This window comes from Paenibacillus sp. FSL R5-0519 (genome assembly GCF_037974275.1).
In the GTDB taxonomy this organism is placed as follows: domain Bacteria; phylum Bacillota; class Bacilli; order Paenibacillales; family Paenibacillaceae; genus Paenibacillus.
This window is the reverse complement of the sequence record NZ_CP150234.1, coordinates 6,382,026-6,398,950: the sequence shown is the minus strand read 5'-3', so window position 1 is coordinate 6,398,950 and position 16,925 is coordinate 6,382,026. Positions and strand designations below refer to the sequence as shown.

Annotated in this window: 15 protein-coding genes and 1 other RNA gene; 13 read left to right on the top strand and 3 right to left on the bottom strand. The window is 47.2% G+C overall.

Annotated features, from left to right (window positions below; translation table 11 throughout):
- Nucleotides 1–100 precede the first annotated feature (100 nt).
- The 13 genes from smpB (at nucleotide 101) to MKY73_RS28715 (ending at nucleotide 13,083) form a co-directional block, all read left to right on the top strand.
- Entirely contained in the window at nucleotides 101–583 is a 483-nt protein-coding gene (gene smpB / locus MKY73_RS28775; RefSeq protein ID WP_062837738.1) for an SsrA-binding protein SmpB, read from the top strand.
- Between the two features lie 587 nt (nucleotides 584–1,170).
- Nucleotides 1,171–1,535, top strand: a transfer-messenger RNA (tmRNA) gene (ssrA, locus tag MKY73_RS28770).
- 87 nt (nucleotides 1,536–1,622) lie between these two features.
- Nucleotides 1,623–1,820, top strand: a complete 198-nt coding sequence (locus MKY73_RS28765; RefSeq protein WP_339304856.1) for a hypothetical protein — start codon at nucleotides 1,623–1,625, stop codon at nucleotides 1,818–1,820.
- Nucleotides 1,813–1,956 carry a hypothetical protein gene (locus MKY73_RS28760; RefSeq protein ID WP_339304854.1) on the top strand — a complete coding sequence of 48 codons (144 nt, stop codon included), beginning with the start codon at nucleotides 1,813–1,815 and terminating at the stop codon, nucleotides 1,954–1,956. The genes MKY73_RS28765 and MKY73_RS28760 overlap by 8 nt, the downstream gene beginning before the upstream one ends.
- A gap of 397 nt (nucleotides 1,957–2,353) precedes the next feature.
- Nucleotides 2,354–3,280 (top strand): metal-dependent hydrolase, encoded by a 927-nt coding sequence (locus MKY73_RS28755; protein WP_339304852.1) that lies wholly within the window; start codon nucleotides 2,354–2,356, stop codon nucleotides 3,278–3,280.
- Between the two features lie 136 nt (nucleotides 3,281–3,416).
- The gene (locus tag MKY73_RS28750; RefSeq protein ID WP_339304850.1) at nucleotides 3,417–4,124 is read left to right on the top strand and encodes a uracil-DNA glycosylase; all 708 of its coding nucleotides are present in this window, start codon (nucleotides 3,417–3,419) and stop codon (nucleotides 4,122–4,124) included.
- A 106-nt stretch (nucleotides 4,125–4,230) separates the two neighbouring features.
- Entirely contained in the window at nucleotides 4,231–4,593 is a 363-nt protein-coding gene (locus MKY73_RS28745) for a hypothetical protein (protein ID WP_210110274.1), read from the top strand.
- Between the two features lie 559 nt (nucleotides 4,594–5,152).
- On the top strand, nucleotides 5,153–7,258 hold the full coding sequence (locus MKY73_RS28740) for a sensor histidine kinase (RefSeq protein WP_339304847.1): 2,106 nt from the start codon (nucleotides 5,153–5,155) through the stop codon (nucleotides 7,256–7,258).
- Nucleotides 7,249–9,027, top strand: coding sequence for a response regulator (locus tag MKY73_RS28735; protein ID WP_339304845.1), 1,779 nt, complete (start codon nucleotides 7,249–7,251; stop codon nucleotides 9,025–9,027). The genes MKY73_RS28740 and MKY73_RS28735 overlap by 10 nt, the downstream gene beginning before the upstream one ends.
- A gap of 189 nt (nucleotides 9,028–9,216) precedes the next feature.
- Nucleotides 9,217–10,530 carry an extracellular solute-binding protein gene (locus MKY73_RS28730; protein WP_339258262.1) on the top strand — a complete coding sequence of 438 codons (1,314 nt, stop codon included), beginning with the start codon at nucleotides 9,217–9,219 and terminating at the stop codon, nucleotides 10,528–10,530.
- A 71-nt stretch (nucleotides 10,531–10,601) separates the two neighbouring features.
- Nucleotides 10,602–11,471 (top strand): sugar ABC transporter permease, encoded by an 870-nt coding sequence (locus MKY73_RS28725; protein WP_339304843.1) that lies wholly within the window; start codon nucleotides 10,602–10,604, stop codon nucleotides 11,469–11,471.
- A gap of 15 nt (nucleotides 11,472–11,486) precedes the next feature.
- Nucleotides 11,487–12,362 (top strand): carbohydrate ABC transporter permease, encoded by an 876-nt coding sequence (locus MKY73_RS28720; protein WP_192136213.1) that lies wholly within the window; start codon nucleotides 11,487–11,489, stop codon nucleotides 12,360–12,362.
- Nucleotides 12,363–12,447: 85 nt separating this feature from the next.
- Complete coding sequence (locus MKY73_RS28715) at nucleotides 12,448–13,083, top strand: polysaccharide deacetylase family protein (protein WP_339304841.1); 636 nt, start codon at nucleotides 12,448–12,450, stop codon at nucleotides 13,081–13,083.
- Between the two features lie 111 nt (nucleotides 13,084–13,194).
- Here MKY73_RS28715 and MKY73_RS28710 read toward each other — a convergent pair whose 3' ends face one another.
- From MKY73_RS28710 to MKY73_RS28700, 3 genes are all read right to left on the bottom strand, one after another.
- On the bottom strand, nucleotides 13,195–13,764 hold the full coding sequence (locus MKY73_RS28710) for a nitroreductase (RefSeq protein WP_339304839.1): 570 nt from the start codon (nucleotides 13,762–13,764) through the stop codon (nucleotides 13,195–13,197).
- A gap of 39 nt (nucleotides 13,765–13,803) precedes the next feature.
- On the bottom strand, nucleotides 13,804–14,838 hold the full coding sequence (locus tag MKY73_RS28705; protein WP_339304838.1) for an ABC transporter substrate-binding protein: 1,035 nt from the start codon (nucleotides 14,836–14,838) through the stop codon (nucleotides 13,804–13,806).
- A 109-nt stretch (nucleotides 14,839–14,947) separates the two neighbouring features.
- Nucleotides 14,948–16,687, bottom strand: coding sequence for a helix-turn-helix domain-containing protein (locus MKY73_RS28700; protein ID WP_339304836.1), 1,740 nt, complete (start codon nucleotides 16,685–16,687; stop codon nucleotides 14,948–14,950).
- Nucleotides 16,688–16,925 lie beyond the last annotated feature (238 nt).

Below are 16,925 nucleotides of genomic sequence, written 5' to 3'. Positions count from 1 at the left end.
TTGCTACAATTAAGGTCTGGCACGTGGTACCTTGGTGCAACAATGGGTGCGCTGCTACAGAGCATGGTACCGGCTTATTTTACGGAGAAGGAGTGAGGACATGGGCAAGAATGATGGACAGAGTAAAGTGCTCGCACAGAATAAAAAGGCTTCCCATGACTACTTCATTGAAGATACGTATGAAGCGGGCATGGTGCTCACCGGAACGGAGATCAAATCTCTTCGTAACGGCCGTGCGAATATTGGTGATGCATTTGCCACGATTCGGAACGGTGAGATTCATATTCATAATATGCATATTAGTCCTTTTGAACAAGGGAACCGAAATAATCCGCTCGATCCGACACGTACGCGCAAGTTGTTGATGCATAAAGTGCAGATTCACAAGCTGCTCGGGCTGTCGAAACAGGATGGGTACAGCATTGTGCCACTGAAAATCTATATCCGTAACGGTTATGCGAAGCTGTTGCTCGGACTGGGTAAAGGTAAGAAGCAGTTTGATAAACGTGAGACTGCAGCCAAGCGGGATGCACAACGTGATATTCAACGGGCAATGCGCGAGAAGCAGAAGGTTGCACGTTAAAGTGGAGCGCTGGGTGTGAAAGTTTTACTTTAGGTGCATGAGTTAGGTTTTCGTGATTGAGTTAGGAAGGTTGCTGTTCGAGTTAAGGGGTCTCAGTTTTGTTCCTGTAATGGGCAAGATTGAGGCTTTTTATTTGTATTAGCGAAGGTAATAGATGAGGTTGTTGAAATGTGCTATGAACTGAATTTTTGTGATATGTGTAAAAGAAGTAAGTAGGAGCATGGAATATGGCGTAGTGATGAATCAAAATGATTAGATTTTGCGTAGTTTGCCCGAATCGTGGGTAAAATACTTAGGTGCCGTTGTTCGTGATCCGATCTGGGTTAACTTTACTTCCGATTGGTGACGCGGTATAATATGTAGACGATTGAGCCTGTTGTATTGGATAACTTTGTACACGTGCTCAGCCTGCTGGAATGTCTTCCAGCAATCTGTACTATTTCGGTGATGTGTCCTATGTTATGGTTACTCATGTAGCAGACAGGAATGCCGAGTTTGAAAGAAGCATCTTTTTACCTTGGAGGAAAAAGATGTGCAGCACCTTTGCTCCGTATTCACGGATTAATCCTGGAGCCCTTCTTAATTGAGGGGGCGTTTATGGATTCGACGGGGATAGTTCGAGCATGGGTAGCGGGTAGTGGGGACGCGTCCGCTTCATCAACGCTAAAGCCTATTAAACGGCAAACAACAAACAAACTACGCTTTCGCAGCCTAAGAAACTGTGTGCGTGCTTCTAACCTGCATCGCCCATGTGACAGGATTAGGGGCTAACAAGTAGTGGGATACGCTGTCACATCTCCGCCTGGGGTGTGCTGAAGAAGACAATCAGGCTGACCCAACGTATAGCCGGTTACGGGGCGATACTCGGGTGACATCAAAACTGTGACTACACCCGTAGAAGCTTATGTGTCGTTATCTTCGGACAGGGGTTCGACTCCCCTCGCCTCCATTAGAGTCATGAAACCACCAACCAGCGTTCTGGTTGGTGGTTTTTCTGTTTATGATATAATAAGCATAAATTTAGATTGGGGGACTCAGGATGTTGGAAAATCGAGAACAGCTCCAAGAAATTTTGAACAAAGCAAGTCAACATGCACGGAAACAAGCTAAAGAATCAGGTGCATCAATTTATTATATAAAAAACAACAAACGCGTTCGTGAGGATGCTGAGGGTAATAAATTCGAGATTATATTTGATGCCACTGGGAAACGCCAGGAGTTTGAGTATCATGAGTGAAATCAGACCAGTCATGACTGTGTTTGCTGGAACCAATGGCCGTCATCTTCGGGTCAAAGGTTCGATACCCCCCAACTCCATTAAAGTTAGCAAATCCACCAACCATTGTTCTGGTTGGTGGATTTTTATTTTATGATATAATAACCTAAATTATATAAATAGAGGAAATTGAGGTATATGTAGGTCGGGAGTAACTCCCGGAAAGTATATCAGGTACATTTAGGCTCTGAAACGTATATAGGTATCTATAGCCTGCTTTAGCTAGACCAAATTATGATAATAGAAAATACATACGGATCATCCATTGTTGTTATGGGGATTTTAATAGCTTGTGGATCCCACTTGTGTGGAGACTATGCTGACTTGGTACGCGAATTTAGATCTAAGAGAGTAGAGTGGATACATCCAAACGGAGACTACTCCCCGCAGAACTTTGGAAGAGGTCCGACTCTCAGGGTCTTTTATATGAAAAACTAATTTTTAACATTAAATATCATATTTTTTGATGCTAACAGAGTAAAGGAGTAGTTATTTTGGATCCATACTTATATTTGTTTTTTCATGTTCTATCACATGCTCTTCTTGGGGCAGTAATTGCATACTGCTTTTTGCCAAGGGATACATGGAAAAATCTTATGATATGTCTATGTTCGGGTGCACTGTGTGGAATAATTCCTGATATTTTTGGGGATAGAAGTGTAGCTCCTTGGTCCCATTCTATATTGTTTACACCCCTTTTAGCTTTTGGAATAGCATATTTGACAAAACTGTTCTATAAAAAAACAAGTTTCAAATTAATCTGGGGATCTTCTATTTTGTCTGTCTTGTTTGGACACTTATTTTTAGACTATATGGGACATGATTTACCAGCATTCTATCCCTTGAGTGATAAATCATATATTATGGGTGCCATTACATTGGGAGATTTATGGATATGGTTTCCGTTAATTATTGGTCTTGGATTGAGTGTTTTTTTGAGGAACAAGCCTAAATTACCTGTAATTACTTCGATACTATTCATATTGGTATATTTAGTTTTTCGAATAATATCAAAAGAAATAATTGAGCACAAAGTTCAAGTTCAACACCCAGTTCCTGAAAAGTCATATATTATAGTGGAGCCCGATAGTCATTATGAATTTCCTTTAGATCCCAGAAAATGGTTAGAGTTCAGGTTTCGAGTCATCAGTCCTCATTTCTCTAAAGGTGGTGATGCGGGTATATTGGGAGAGAAGTCAGACAAACTATTTTGGTACGATTTTTATCCAGTAGCCTTTGAGATTAATTTATCAAGAGGGAAATACGTTTTAATAAATTCACAAAATTCTAAAGTTGTTCTAACTGTTACTAAGGAATGGAAAGAAGCCGGTTCTAACTTTATTGAGGGAAAGTATAATGGAAACCCTCTTACCTACAAAGAAACCACCAATGGTCAGTGGGAAGAAGTTATACCGCAATAGTTTTCTACAGTTACAGTTTCTATCCACCATCAACCAGCGGTCTGGTTGGTGTTTTTTCTGTTTATGATATAATCTTTGTGAAATAAGCTGATGCAGGCCCGATATACTCTGTAATCTCCCAAAGGAGGCAAAAAACATGAGCCAAACGCAGCAACAGATCCGTGAGTTTGTTGCAGGGATACAAGCATATGTCTCGCCCGTAAATGTGATTAATCCTTGGAGAGATTATGTGAAGGGCTATGATATCGGCCCAGAAGCGGTAAAGATTCGGTCGGAACATTTGGTCAGGTATTTTGAACCAAGAATGTGCAAGGCTCGGTACATTTTTATTGCGGAAGCGGTGGGATATCAAGGGGCTAGGTTCTCCGGCGTACCCTTGACGTCTGAGCGAATGGTTACCGGGAATCACTCGCTGGTGGATCACCAGATGATTTTTGCAGGCAAGCCGGGTGTCAGAACAAGCCTGCCCAATATTGCCAAATCTAACCGGAGTCAGGCATTGTATGGATTCGCAGAACCGACAGCATCCATCATATGGGGCGAAGTATTATCCAGTTCAAGGTGGAGACCAACGGACTTTATATTTTGGAACATCTATCCCTTTCACCCTTATCAATCTCCTGAAAAAAGAATGACGAATCGAACGCCGACTTTGGCAGAGTTGGAGGATGGTGTGTTATTCGCGAGACAGCTTATGCAACTGAATCCTGATGCTCAGATTGTAGCGATTGGCAGAAAGTCAGCAGACACGTTAAGCGCCCATCTCATTAAACATCATCATGTTCCCCATCCTGCAAACGGAAGAGCAGTACAATTCCGAAAAGCGGTAAGGTCAATAATCTAGCCCATTTGGAACTGGAGAAATAAAGGCTGACATATGCACCTTATCGTTCAAGTGACCACACATAACGTAATGCCCCTATCCTATATAAATTGGTTGGTGAAGCTAAATGAGTGAAAAATACTGGCTTGTGGTGCAATATCCGCTGAAGAGTGCGCAGGGCAGCAAACGAGATCATTGGTTGAAGGAAAAGGTGATGGAATATCTGGAAACCGTTCTGACCCAGGCGGAGTTGGGAGAGGTGGATGGGTGTGATCTGGGTAGCCGTGTGGCTGATCCAAAGGAATATGTAATGAACATTTTCTGTGTGGTAACGGACGAGGATCGGAGCATAGCGCTAATTAAAAAAGTGCTGAGAGAGAGTCGGCTGGATTACACCCGAATTCAAATCGCTACGATGCCATATGGGACAGAAGGAAGCTACACGCTGAAATATGCCTCCAAAAAAGGCGTGACCGAATTCTCGCTTTGATCACGATTCGCTCTTTCTTACCATAACGAACGGTACTTCTCCTGTCCGAGGGCAGTTTGCCCGGCACTTTCCATACTTAGATCCATCATACGAGAAACGATGATGAATTTTCCAAACTTAACTACTCGATCAACAGGCTGCAAGTAGTAGAATTATGCTCTTACATATCGTAATCTTGCTCAAAACAATGCGCATATCGGTAGATATTTATCTGCGTCTCTTGATATTAAGATCTTCCGCTTCCCCCGCAGCACTCTCCATCCAGCACAACTTACAACTTACTAGCTGTATCCTCCAAATTTTATATAAAACAGTACTCCTTGTGGTTCCAATTCAGGGAGCCTCTACCCGTTGCATTCACAACAATCAGGCCCTCAAATCTCATTCTACTTCACTCAATCTAGCCATCCTCAAGCAATAAAAAAGAGTTGAGCCTGCTCCATACACCGTCCTATAATATACAATTGTATAAAATCCGAGAGAGTGGGTGGACATCCCAATTGGTCATCCGATCCCAACCGTTAAACCCATCACACTTCGGAACCAAAGGAGGGTCAGAGTGAAAAACAGAGCAAAGGATGCAACAATTGAAGCGAAAGTAACAGCAACAGCATCAGATGTCGAGACCAATGCAGAAGCAAACGAAAATACGAAAGCAAACACAAGAGCAAACCCCAGTGCAATGAAGAAGAAGTGGGCTCCCCGTTTCAAAGAGTTTATTCGACGCAAGCCCAAGACGCTGGCTTTTAAAATCCCGTTTGCCTACTTTGTCATTATTCTGCTAACGGTGGCATTCAGTGCGTTAGTGCTAAATCGGATCTCGGAAAATGACGCGCAGCGAAAGATTAATGAAGCATCACTGCAGACAATCACATCCATTGAGACCAATGTTAATCTGATGATCGGGAACGTGAACAATTATTCGAAGATGATTTTCTCCGATCCCAACTTGCAGAACCTGCTGCGGCAGGGCAATGTGTACTCCAATTTACAGACACAGTCCAAGGTTAGCGCGTATTTGACCAATCTTATGCAAGCGGTTCCAATTATTGATTCAGTTTATATTTACGATAATTCGGGTCACCGATTCTCGGTCGGTACACAGGAATGGCCCACGTTTATGGAAGCGAATGTGAAGGAAGCGCCGTGGTACGAACAGGCTTTGAAGCACAACGGACGATATCTGCTCAGGCTGAATGGTGGCAACAACGACAGCGGAGTCTCAGCGACGGGGGAGAAAGATGGGCAAGAGGTGGTCTCGTTTATACGACTCATTCGCGATCTGGATGATACATCTCCGCTTGGATTTCTGGTCATGAACATCAAGGGGGCATCCATCGCTCAAGCCTACGCCAACCTGTCTGCACCGGATTCATTTCAGGTGGCCATTCTGGATGAGCATCAGCGGGTGATCGCAACCAACGCAACCGATGGGAAGAAGGGCGTGCCTACGGTATCCGACGCATCCATGTCTGCGGCTGCTGGACAGGAAGGCATGCACGAGATGTTAGAGGCCAATCAGGCCAAGTTAAAACAAACATTTCAAGAGCAGCCCTCCGGCTTCATCACCTTGCAATCGGGTGGTCAGGAGTATGCGGTGACCTATCGTTCGGCTGGTGATGATCAGTGGAAATTCATCAGCATGAGTCCATACCGGGCTACCGATACCCGTAATAAATCCATGGTTCTGCTCGCGTTGATCCTGCTGGCGGTGAACGGGACTGTCTTTTTTGTAAGTTCATTCATCATCTCGCGCAGTGTCATCAAGCCGATTCACAAGCTGCTTCGCGCCATGCAGAAAGCGCCCAGTGGCAACTTCCGCAAAGTGACGGTTGAGCTGAACAGCTACGAGTTCGAGCAGTTATATGGAGGATATAACCAGATGATTGAGCAGATTGACCAGATGCTGAAACGAATCATTCAGGAGCAGCAGACGATCCGCCGTGCAGAGCTGAATACACTTCAGGCGCAGATCAAGCCGCATTTTTTATATAACACACTGGATTCCATCACCTCCCTGGCCATGTCGGGCATGAACGATAAGGTATGTGAGCTGTTAGAAGCGCTCGGAAGTTACTATCGACTGAGTGTCAGCAAAGGCCGTGAACTGATTACACTGCACGAGGAGGTTGAGATTGTACGCAATTATCTGACGATCCAGCAGGTGCGCTACCCCGGTGTGTTTGAGGTGCAGTACGATATCGATTCAGACTGTGAGCGGGTGATGATTCCCAAGCTCGTGCTCCAGCCGCTGGTGGAAAATTCACTGTATCATGGCATTCGCCCCAAAGGCAGCCCAGGCAAGATAAGCATTCAAGCACGTCGATTCAAGGAAGGGGTACTTCTAACAATTACTGACGACGGAGTTGGCATGTCCGAGGAAGAGATACAGCAGGTTCAACGCAAAGAAATAAACCGTTCTAACCGTTTTGACTCAACGAACTCATCTAATTCAACTAATCTTTCCAATCCTTCCGATCTTTCTAATCTTTCTAAGATTACCTATAACTCTAAACACAATCCAAGCTTTGGCTTATGGGGAACGATGGAGCGACTTCGTATTTTCTACGAAAGAGAGGATGGACTCAAGCTGGAGAGCGAGGTTGGAAAAGGAACCACCATTATGATAACGATCCCGAAGGGAGCCAATGAATCATGGAATTAACTGTGGAACCATTAAAGGTATTGATTGTGGACGACGAATATCTCATCCGAAATCTGCTGCGTATGCGTATCGATTGGGAACAGCAAGGTATGACCATTATTGGCGAGGCCTCTGATGCCGAAGAGGCTTTGGGTCAGGTGGAGCTGTTGCGTCCAGACATCGTATTCACGGACATATACATGCCAAAGATGGACGGCATTGAACTGAGCCGTATCCTCATGGATCGTTACCCAAGCCTAAAAATCGTGGTTGTGACGGGACATGATGAATTTGAGTATGCTCGTCAGAGTGTGAAGCTGGGCATATCCGATTTTATTTTGAAACCCATCCGTGCTTCTGAGTTATTACAGGTTACGGCGAAGCTGCGAGCGGCGATCGAACAGGAGGTCGGACGTGAGTACGAGCTGAGGAAGCTGCGGGAGGAGATGGAGCAGAGCTTGCCTTATCTCAGGGAGCGGTTTGTGAATCAATGGTTAAGTCATGTGGTGCCTGAGGATGAACTACAGGAGAAGGCGCGATTCTTCGGCATTCCTATCTCGTCTGGTGAACCGGGATTACGCATCGCATTAATAGAGGTGGAGGTTGCTGTACCGAAAGTGAAGATAGCTGCACCAGAGGTATATCCACATCTACCCGACATATCTCATCAAGTTCATGAAGCTCATCAAGCCCGTCAACCGCACCAACTCAGCCAAGTTCAAGGAGAGCCTCAACATGATCAAACCCATTTAAGCCACCATCAGACAGAAGCCCATCCACAACTCGCTGAGGAAATACATATTCTGCTGCGAATGGTAGGCATGAAGCAGGTGCAGGCTTTTTATCCGCAGGATTCGCACACTCTGATCGTTATGGACCCGCATAACCGAATCGTTGTACTCTCGCTTGGTGCGGATACGGAATTTGCCAATCAGGTACAGCAGCTTCAGGAAGAACTTCAACATACGCTTAAATTCGAAGGGTGTGAAGTGGATGTGACCGTAGGGATTGGACAATGGCAATCAAGACGGGAAAAGGCCTGTGTGGGATACCGGGAAGCCTGTCGTGCACTCGACTATCAGGCGTTTGTGGGGAAAAATCAGGTCATTTGCTTCGAGGATCTGATCATCGAAGGCGGGAAAAGGCCCTATCACTCGGATGCTCAGCTGCTCCAACAACTACAATTTAACGTCAGTGTTGGTGCGGGAGAAGAAGCAGTATTATTGCTGGAGCGTATACTGTCTGTGCCGTTCTCGGACGTTCCACAGTTTCGGATGGCAGCCATGGATGTGGTTACGGAGTGCCAACGTGCTGCCATAGAGCAGCAGATTGAGATAGAGCACGCATTGAACAAAGAGGGCGTTGCGGCCATTTTTACAGCAAATCATCTGCCTGAACTAAAAAGTATGCTGAAGCAGCATGTCCGCACCATATCGGATGTCATACAAGCCAAGCGGCAGGCCAAGGAGGGCAATCTGATCGAACGGGTGAAGGTTTATCTTGAAGAGAACATGGGCAATGCGGAAGTGGGGCTTTCCAGCACGGCGGCTGTTTTTTACGTAAGTTCGGGCCATCTGGGGCGGCTGATGAAAAAAGAAACCGGGCAGACATTTGTGGAATATCTCACCCAACTCCGCATGAAGAAGGCTGAACTGCTGCTGAAACAGACGGATCTGAAAGGTTATGAGATTGGGGAGCTGGTTGGCATCCCGGACCCACACTATTTCAGCGTCTTGTTCAAAAAACATATCGGCCGATCCATGAATGAATATCGAAATGTAAAAACCTGAAAAACGAGAATGTAGTCGGGCGTGATGGGGGAGTACGGCGAAGGTCTGAGCATAAACCCGCTTTCGGTTCCAATTCCACATATGTTCGAAAATTACAAATCGATGCCTGTTTTCTAAATGGAGAACAAAGCACAGTTTGCCTAAAATATGGGCTAGAACCAACTAAAACATATAGGGAGGTCTGTAGATATGAAAGCGCTATTAAAAAAATCAGCAAGTCTAATTCTGACGTTGGGCATTGTAAGCAGTCTGGCGGCATGTTCATCTGGCTCATCCGGCGGTGCACAGGGGGAAAGTAATGGCAAGATCAAGCTGACGCTATGGGATCAATCGGTCGGCAATACCGATCCTTCGGCCAAGCTGCTGCCCGAGATTGTGGAGAAATGGAACAGCGAGCACCCAGACATTCAGGTTGAACGTACGGGCACGACAGGAGAACAGTACAAAACCAAAGTCAAAACATCGATTGCAGCTGGTGAAGCGCCGGACCTGTTCTATGGCATGGGAGGCGGCAGCTTCATGCAGCCGTACATCAAATCCGGTAATGTGCTGGAAATCTCAAGTTACCTGACGGACGATATCAAAGAACGGATGGGCCCGGGTATGGCTGAGGCAATCAATATGGACGGCAAAATCTACACGTTGCCCGTGTACACCCATATCGCCAACCTTTACGTGAACACGGAATTGTTCGAGCAGGCGGGTGCCAAGATTCCGACCACCTATAATGAACTGCTGGATGCAATCGAGAAGCTGAAAGCGGCAGGAATCACCCCGGCTGTGATTGGGGAAAAAGACCGTTGGCCGGGCATGTACTGGTACGACATTATTGCGATGCGCCAAGCAGGTAATGCTGCGGTGATGGAAGCATTTAAAGATCCGTCAAAGTGGGATTCACCCGACTTTGTTGCCGCCGCGACCAAGATGCAGCAGCTTGCGCAAGCAGGAGCTTTCAACAGCAGCATGTTCAGCATGAGCTATGACGAGATGCTTGGGGCATTCAATGCAGGTAACGGGGCGATGATGTTCCAGGCCAACTGGGTGAATGCAGGAATTGAGGATCCGTCCTCCGCAGTCAAAGGCAAAGTGAAAGTGATTCCGTTCCCGGTGTTTGAGGATGGAAAAGGCACAAATACCGAAATCTTCGGCGGAGCTGTCGATGGTTTCTACATCAATCAGAATACCAAACATCCGAAGGAAGCCGTGGAATTCCTCATGTATCTGAGCGAACAGCTCGGTACGCAAGGTTTTCTGGCCGGAGCCGGTCTGCCAAGCTGGAAAACAGATGCACTCGACACGTCCAGTCTGTCCTCCCTGGATCTGTCTGCGGCAGACATTATGAAAACGGCGACCTCATTCATCGCGTGGTGGGATAACATTCTGCCGGCTGAGTCTGCCGAAGCGCACAAAAACCTGATTGCCCAGCTGCTTGCCGGCGATATAACACCTGAGGAGTTCTGCAAACAAATGGCACAGCTCAAACCAACAGAACTAAGTCTGTAGGTTAAACAGCTAAAACCCAAACAAGGCGTGGTCCGGCATATCCCGGTCACGCCTTTGAGAGGAGAACAACGATGAACTCTGTATTTTCCAATAAAGGCACGATAGCCGTCTTTGTACTGCCCACGCTGATTCTGTTCTGCGGCATTGTGCTTATTCCGATTTTTGTCTCCAGTTATTACAGTCTGCTGGACTGGAACGGCGTAGGCAGGGGGACATTTATCGGTCTGGACAACTATGTGGAGATGTTTAAGGATACGCGTGTACTGAATTCGATCAAAAACTCCCTGTTATTCGCGGGAGCTTCGGTGTTCATTCAACTGCCGATCTCGCTGGTGCTTGCACTGATTCTGGCGTCCAACGTCAAGGGGGAAGGGTTCTACCGGACGGTGTATTTCATCCCGGTATTGATCTCAACGGTGGTTATTGCCCAGTTGTGGTCAAAAATCTACAATGCCGATTACGGTCTGCTGAACGTGCTGCTGCAAAATATCGGCTTAGCCCATTGGGCGCAAGATTGGCTGGGTCAGAAGCACACGGCACTTGCGGCTTCTTTTATCCCAACCCTATGGCAGTACGTGGGGTATCACATGCTGTTGATGTACGCAGGAGCGAAATCCGTCTCGCAGGATGTGCTTGAAGCTGCAAGAATGGATGGTGCTTCACGTCTTCGCACGGCTTGGTCCATTATGATTCCTTTAATGAAGCCGATCCTGAAGGTAAGCCTTGTATTTTCGGTTATTGGCGCATTCAAGGTGTTTGACCTGATCTATGTACTGACGGGCGGCGGGCCGTTCTATACCACTGAAGTGCCGAGCACGCTGATGTACGCCACCATTTTTGATACGTTCCGGTACGGATATGGCAGTGCAATCTCGGTATTTATCATTGTGGAGTGTCTGGTATGTACGATCCTCATTAATTCATTGTTCAAAACGGAATAGAAGGAGGCATGAGGCATGAGTACCGTAGAAGTCATGTTGCAAAAAAAGCCCAAGCCAAGGTCCATCTCCGGACCAATCGGGAAAGTGTTCCTGCAAGCGTTTCTGATCCTCGTTGCAATTGTGCAGATCTACCCGCTCATCTGGCTGGCGCTGTTTTCCTTGAAGGATAACAGTGAAATCTTCAGCGGCGATGTTGCCGGATTGCCGAAGGCGTTTCTGTGGAGCAACTACACCAAAGCCATGTCCGACGGCCATGTACTGACCTATTTTATGAATAGTGTACTCGTTACTGCGGCTTCAATTGTTTTGGTATTAATCCTGTCCTCCATGACGGGATACGCAATTACAAGAATGAACTGGAAGCTCAGTGGGCTCACGATGACGATTATTTTGCTGGGCATGATGGTGCCGATCCATGCGGCGCTGCTGCCATTGTTTATTATTTTGAAGAATCTGAGCCTGCTCAACAGTTATTGGTCACTGATCATTCCCTATGTGGCGTTTGGCATTCCGATGGCGGTATTCATTCTGGGCAGCTTTTTCAAAGGTATCCCGCGAGAGATGGAGGAGTCGGCTGTGATCGACGGCTGCGGTATCTACCGGACGTTTTTCTCTATTATTCTGCCTCTGGTAACCCCGGCTATATCAACTGTAGCCATCTTCACATTTCTGTCCTGCTGGAATGAGCTGATGTTTGCGGTCACGTTTATCAATAACACGGCTTACCAGACGTTGACGGTGGGCATGATGTCGATGGTGGGGACGTACATAACGCAATGGGGTATCATTGGTGCGGGACTGATGATTACGACGGTGCCAACGGTGATCATCTATCTGCTGTTGAATAAACAGGTGCAGAAGAGCATGATCGCAGGTGCGATCAAAGGTTAGTTGGAGGCTGGACTAGACCAGATCCTGTGGGCATGGAATAATAAGGGAGTATGTAACAGGTGGTTGCAGAGAGGAGTCATTAAGTATGGTCAATATCGCAATGGTAGTGCAGGAGTCTGTTCAGGAAAAGGTTGTGGCATTTACGTTTGATGACGGGCCGCATCCGGTATATACACCTCAAGTACTTGAGATTTTCCGCGGTGCCGGTGGGCGGGCGACATTTTTCATGATAGGCCAAGAGATGGAGACTCACCCGGAGATTGCGGCGGAGGTGCACCGGGAAGGGCATGAAATCGCCAACCATACGTATACGCATCCGGACCTGACCAAGCTGACGCTGGAGGACGCCGGGGAGGAGCTGCAACGCGCAGAACGTCTTGTTCAAGAAGTTACGGGACAACCTGCCCGCTGCTTCCGACCGCCGTATTTTGGCATAAACGATGATATACTGTCTCTGGCGGCGGAGCGCGGATATCGCACGATTGGTGCAGTCAACGGTGATGCGAGAGATTGGGATAATCCCGGCGTTGGGCATATTCTGGAGCATACCCGATCTGCGGTGAAACCTGGCAGCGTGCTCATATTCCATGACGGGTACGGGGATCGTTCCCAGTCGGTGGAGGCAGTTCGTGTGCTGGTAGAGGAACTGGTCGCGGATGGGTATCGATTGGTCACGGTAAGCGAGTTATTGGAACTTAGTTCATATAACCTGCTGGCATAATAAAAGGAAAAAAGCTCCCCACGAACAGAGCAGGTCATCTTAGGAGGACAGTTCTGTTCATGGGGAGCATATTTATGTCATACCTGGTTAGCCGAATGCTTCTTACTCTATTTAAGAGTCAATGAGTGTGAGCAGCTCCGATACGGCTGTTCGTGGTCGTGGACGACGAACCTTCGAATTGTCAAAATAGCCCATATGAAGCGTGCCAACGATCTTTTGCCCGGGCTTCACACCCACACTTTCCCGAAAAACAGGGCTCCAGTTGTAATCATTGGTCTTCCAGACTACCCCGATATCTCGTTCCCAGGCTAACAGCTGAAGATTCTGAATCAGAGCACTTGCCGCCGAAAAGGCTTCCTCCCACTCCTTCCACCTCGGCTCTTCGTCAATCAACACAATGAGGTGGACTGGAACCTCGGAGCAATAGGCTTGCTCGACTCGCTCACCATATTGTTCACGCTTGTCCGCTGGATAAGTAGCCAGAACTGCGTCCGAGAAACGCTTGCGTCCCTCTCCAACAAACATCAGGAATTGCCACGGCTCCTTGCGGGAGTGAAATGGTGCCCATACAGCGGCATCCAGAAGCTCCATGATCAGCGGTACAGGTATATTTTCTCCCGTGAATTGATTAACGGTACGTCTTTCACGAATGGTTTGCTCAATCGTTTGATAGGTTTCCATGCTCTGTTCCCTCCTGAGTAGACATATCTCTAGCACATACTATTGCGATTTGACCAGTGCTTGCAGCACGTCATCAACCTTTTGGTTATAGGCAAGCGGCCCGAAAGTCATCCAATGATCCATACTTACCTCATAGACACGATTATTCTTCACTGCCGGGAGGGATTTCCAGACGCTGCTATTAAGCAACTCCTGAGCAAGGTCCTTACCTCCTTCATCATAAGTAATGAACAGGTGATCTGCCTGAATCTCTGGAATGACCTCCAAAGAGATGACAGCCATGCTGGAATCTTCGCCCCAAGCCAAGTCTTTGGTGATCTGCGGCGGATTTAATCCCAGATCGGTATAGAGGACATTGCCTACATATCCTCCAGGTCCGCCATACAATCGGATCTCCTTGTTACTGCGCACACGCACAAATCCTACCGTTTCCTCCCCGATAGCTGCTTTGAGTGTGGCTTGGGCGTCTTTTACCTTGTCCGCGTAGTCATTCAGGATGTTCTCCGCTTCAGTCTCCTTACCAGTCAGCTTACCAATCGTTCGCAGGGCTTCTCTCCACTGATCTGGAGCATCGGGTCCGAAAACGTAAGTAGGTGCGATACTGGAAAACTTGTCGTAATTTCCATCATTCGCATAGTTAGGGAAAGCCAGCAGGATAAGATCCGGTCTCGCGGAGAGCATGGCTTCAAAATCAATTGCGCTAGTATCCACTTTAGGCAGATCCCCGATATATGTCTGCAGATATTGCAGTGAGAATGAGCCGATGACCGTCTGTGTTACCGGTTTGATTCCCAGGGCTGCAAGGTAGTCTTCAAGATATAAACCGGCAATTCGCTCGGGATGAGCAGGGACTTCAATGCCTCCGAAATCATGTGTGAACGAGTTCACCTGGACTTCATTTTGTTGGCTGGCTGTGGCCGACGAAGAGCTTCCATCAGACGAAGCCGCAACGGTTTTGGTTTCATCTGAAGGGCTATCCTGAGCTGGGCTAGCTGAATTCGTGTTACCACAGGCCGTAAGCACCACCATAAATACTGCAAAGCACAGCATCAGCTGGTTGCGTATGTTCCTCATGTTGTATCCTCCTATATGATAAAGATTATCATTATCATATAGATAGTATCATGAGTATGGGAACTGTCACCATACAGGAATGTTTGATTTTATTTATGAGATTGTCCGTTTATGCTTTTAGGTTTTGGTTACCGTAAGAATGACCCCTGTGGCTGCGGAGGGACTCTAGCACATGCTGGATCTTTCGTTCATGAGCAATCATTCCGAATGTCATCCATATATCCGTTGTTCCCATATACACCTGATGGTTTCGAACTGCATCCAGCTCATTCCATAACGAGCTCTGGCGCAACGTTCGTGCCTGCTCAATCTGGGCATCATCCACAATGACAAACAAATGATCGGCTTCCAGCTGGCGTAGAGTCTCCGGCTTGATCGGGATGACCACTCTTGCACCACTATGGGCCCATTCCTGAAGAAGCGAAGGCATCTTCAAGCCCAAGTCATCATAAAGGACAGAGCTGGAATAACCTCCCGAACCACCATAGAGACATAGTCCTTCCCTGAAATGAAAGCGGAGCAGTGCCACGGTCTCACCTTGAAGCATTTCCGCCAATTCCTGGCGTGCCAGTCTTGTCTGTTCGTCGTAGCGCTTTATGGCTTGCCGGGCTTCCTCTTCCCGTTGAAGAAGGCTGGCAATACTCGTAAGAGTTGATCTCCAGTCACTTCCCGCTCTCTGAAATACATAGGTAGGAGCGATCTCGGCGAACTGCTCATATCGCCCGTCGGCGGCAAAATCGGCAAACCCGAGTAAAATCATATCCGGACGCATTCGCCGCAAAAGACCAAAATCCATATGGCTAACATCCAGCTTCTGCACTCCATCCAGATAGCTTGACAAGTATCTCTGGTAATAACCGGAACGCGCATACTGTACAATCGGTTTAATGCCCAGTACGGTTAAATGATCTTCCAAAAAGAGACTGACAAATCGCTGTGGCTCTTCTGCCTCACGTTCCCTTAACGAAAATGAGGAGCGAAGATAAGAGGTGTATTGTAGTGAGTTGGCAATGCCTTGTTCATGATTGCGCTGCACATATGCTGTAGGAGATAGGCCGACCGCCTGTTTAAAGCGTGTACTGAAATAGTACTGATTGCTGAATCCGACCAATTGGGCAATATCACGGATAGAGCTGCCTGAGGTGACCAGCATTTGCTTTGCGTGCCTAATCCGAATTTCGGCCAGCATGTCCATCGGGCTTTTGCTCGTTTCCTTACGAAACATGGATGAATAATACCCCGGGCTCATATCGGCTACCTGGGCAAGTTGTTCTCTAGTCAGCTCCTGATCGTATTGTTGCTCCATGTAGTGAATGGATCGCTGAATAGCCGGGTTTATGCTGGGGGCCGCCTTCTCCGTATTTCCAAGCTGCTCCCAGATATGATCCAGAAGATCAAGGAACAGCCGCTGCCGCCGCAACTCCTGACGCTCATCGGTCTGACCACGTCCCGCATGCAACCGATTTAACATTTCCCTGATTTGGGGCCGCTCAAACCAGAAGATTTCTCCTTCATACGGAAAGCTTGCTGGTACACGTCGGAGCTGCCCTTTAGCATGACGAGTCTCCAGCATACGTATCCCGTCAAACATGACTTCATATCCTTGTACTGCTTGACCATCTTCCAGTGAGAAACGGTATGGAGTTCCAGGAGCAAGCAGGAAGCAGCTTCCTGAACGCACGGAGCAGGGTGGACTCTCATTCCAATCAAGCTTCGCCTGTCCCGAAGTAATGTAGATTAGTGTATGGCTATCCGAGTGTTGCTTGTTGCCTTCCTGTCCATCTATATGTCTTATATTTAAGAGCACAAAGGTTAGAGATGATGTGATGCTTGGCCCGTATAATTTCATACTAATATCACTCCTTTCCATGGGGGATGACAAAGCGATCTTACCTCGTCCTTTCAATGGTGTAAAGTGATTACGCCCATAGTCTGCTGAAAATGACAGGAATACTGAACGTGATCTGCACATGCACTGATTGGCGAGGAAGTGTCCTTTTTCTGACGGATGGTGTGACGTGATCGTACAGATGGGATAAGGGATTATGTTATTTTTTGGAGACCTGTGAAATTTTACTTCAACATGG

Coding starts and splice junctions, on each gene's coding strand:
- smpB (WP_062837738.1), top strand. CDS start 101: ATGGGCAAGAATGATGGACAGAGTAAAGTGCTCGCACAGAATAAAAAG.
- MKY73_RS28765 (WP_339304856.1), top strand. CDS start 1,623: ATGTTGGAAAATCGAGAACAGCTCCAAGAAATTTTGAACAAAGCAAGT.
- MKY73_RS28760 (WP_339304854.1), top strand. CDS start 1,813: ATGAGTGAAATCAGACCAGTCATGACTGTGTTTGCTGGAACCAATGGC.
- MKY73_RS28750 (WP_339304850.1), top strand. CDS start 3,417: ATGAGCCAAACGCAGCAACAGATCCGTGAGTTTGTTGCAGGGATACAA.
- MKY73_RS28745 (WP_210110274.1), top strand. CDS start 4,231: ATGAGTGAAAAATACTGGCTTGTGGTGCAATATCCGCTGAAGAGTGCG.
- MKY73_RS28735 (WP_339304845.1), top strand. CDS start 7,249: ATGGAATTAACTGTGGAACCATTAAAGGTATTGATTGTGGACGACGAA.
- MKY73_RS28730 (WP_339258262.1), top strand. CDS start 9,217: ATGAAAGCGCTATTAAAAAAATCAGCAAGTCTAATTCTGACGTTGGGC.
- MKY73_RS28725 (WP_339304843.1), top strand. CDS start 10,602: ATGAACTCTGTATTTTCCAATAAAGGCACGATAGCCGTCTTTGTACTG.
- MKY73_RS28720 (WP_192136213.1), top strand. CDS start 11,487: ATGAGTACCGTAGAAGTCATGTTGCAAAAAAAGCCCAAGCCAAGGTCC.
- MKY73_RS28715 (WP_339304841.1), top strand. CDS start 12,448: ATGGTCAATATCGCAATGGTAGTGCAGGAGTCTGTTCAGGAAAAGGTT.
- MKY73_RS28710 (WP_339304839.1), bottom strand. CDS start 13,764: ATGGAAACCTATCAAACGATTGAGCAAACCATTCGTGAAAGACGTACC.
- MKY73_RS28705 (WP_339304838.1), bottom strand. CDS start 14,838: ATGAGGAACATACGCAACCAGCTGATGCTGTGCTTTGCAGTATTTATG.
- MKY73_RS28700 (WP_339304836.1), bottom strand. CDS start 16,687: ATGAAATTATACGGGCCAAGCATCACATCATCTCTAACCTTTGTGCTC.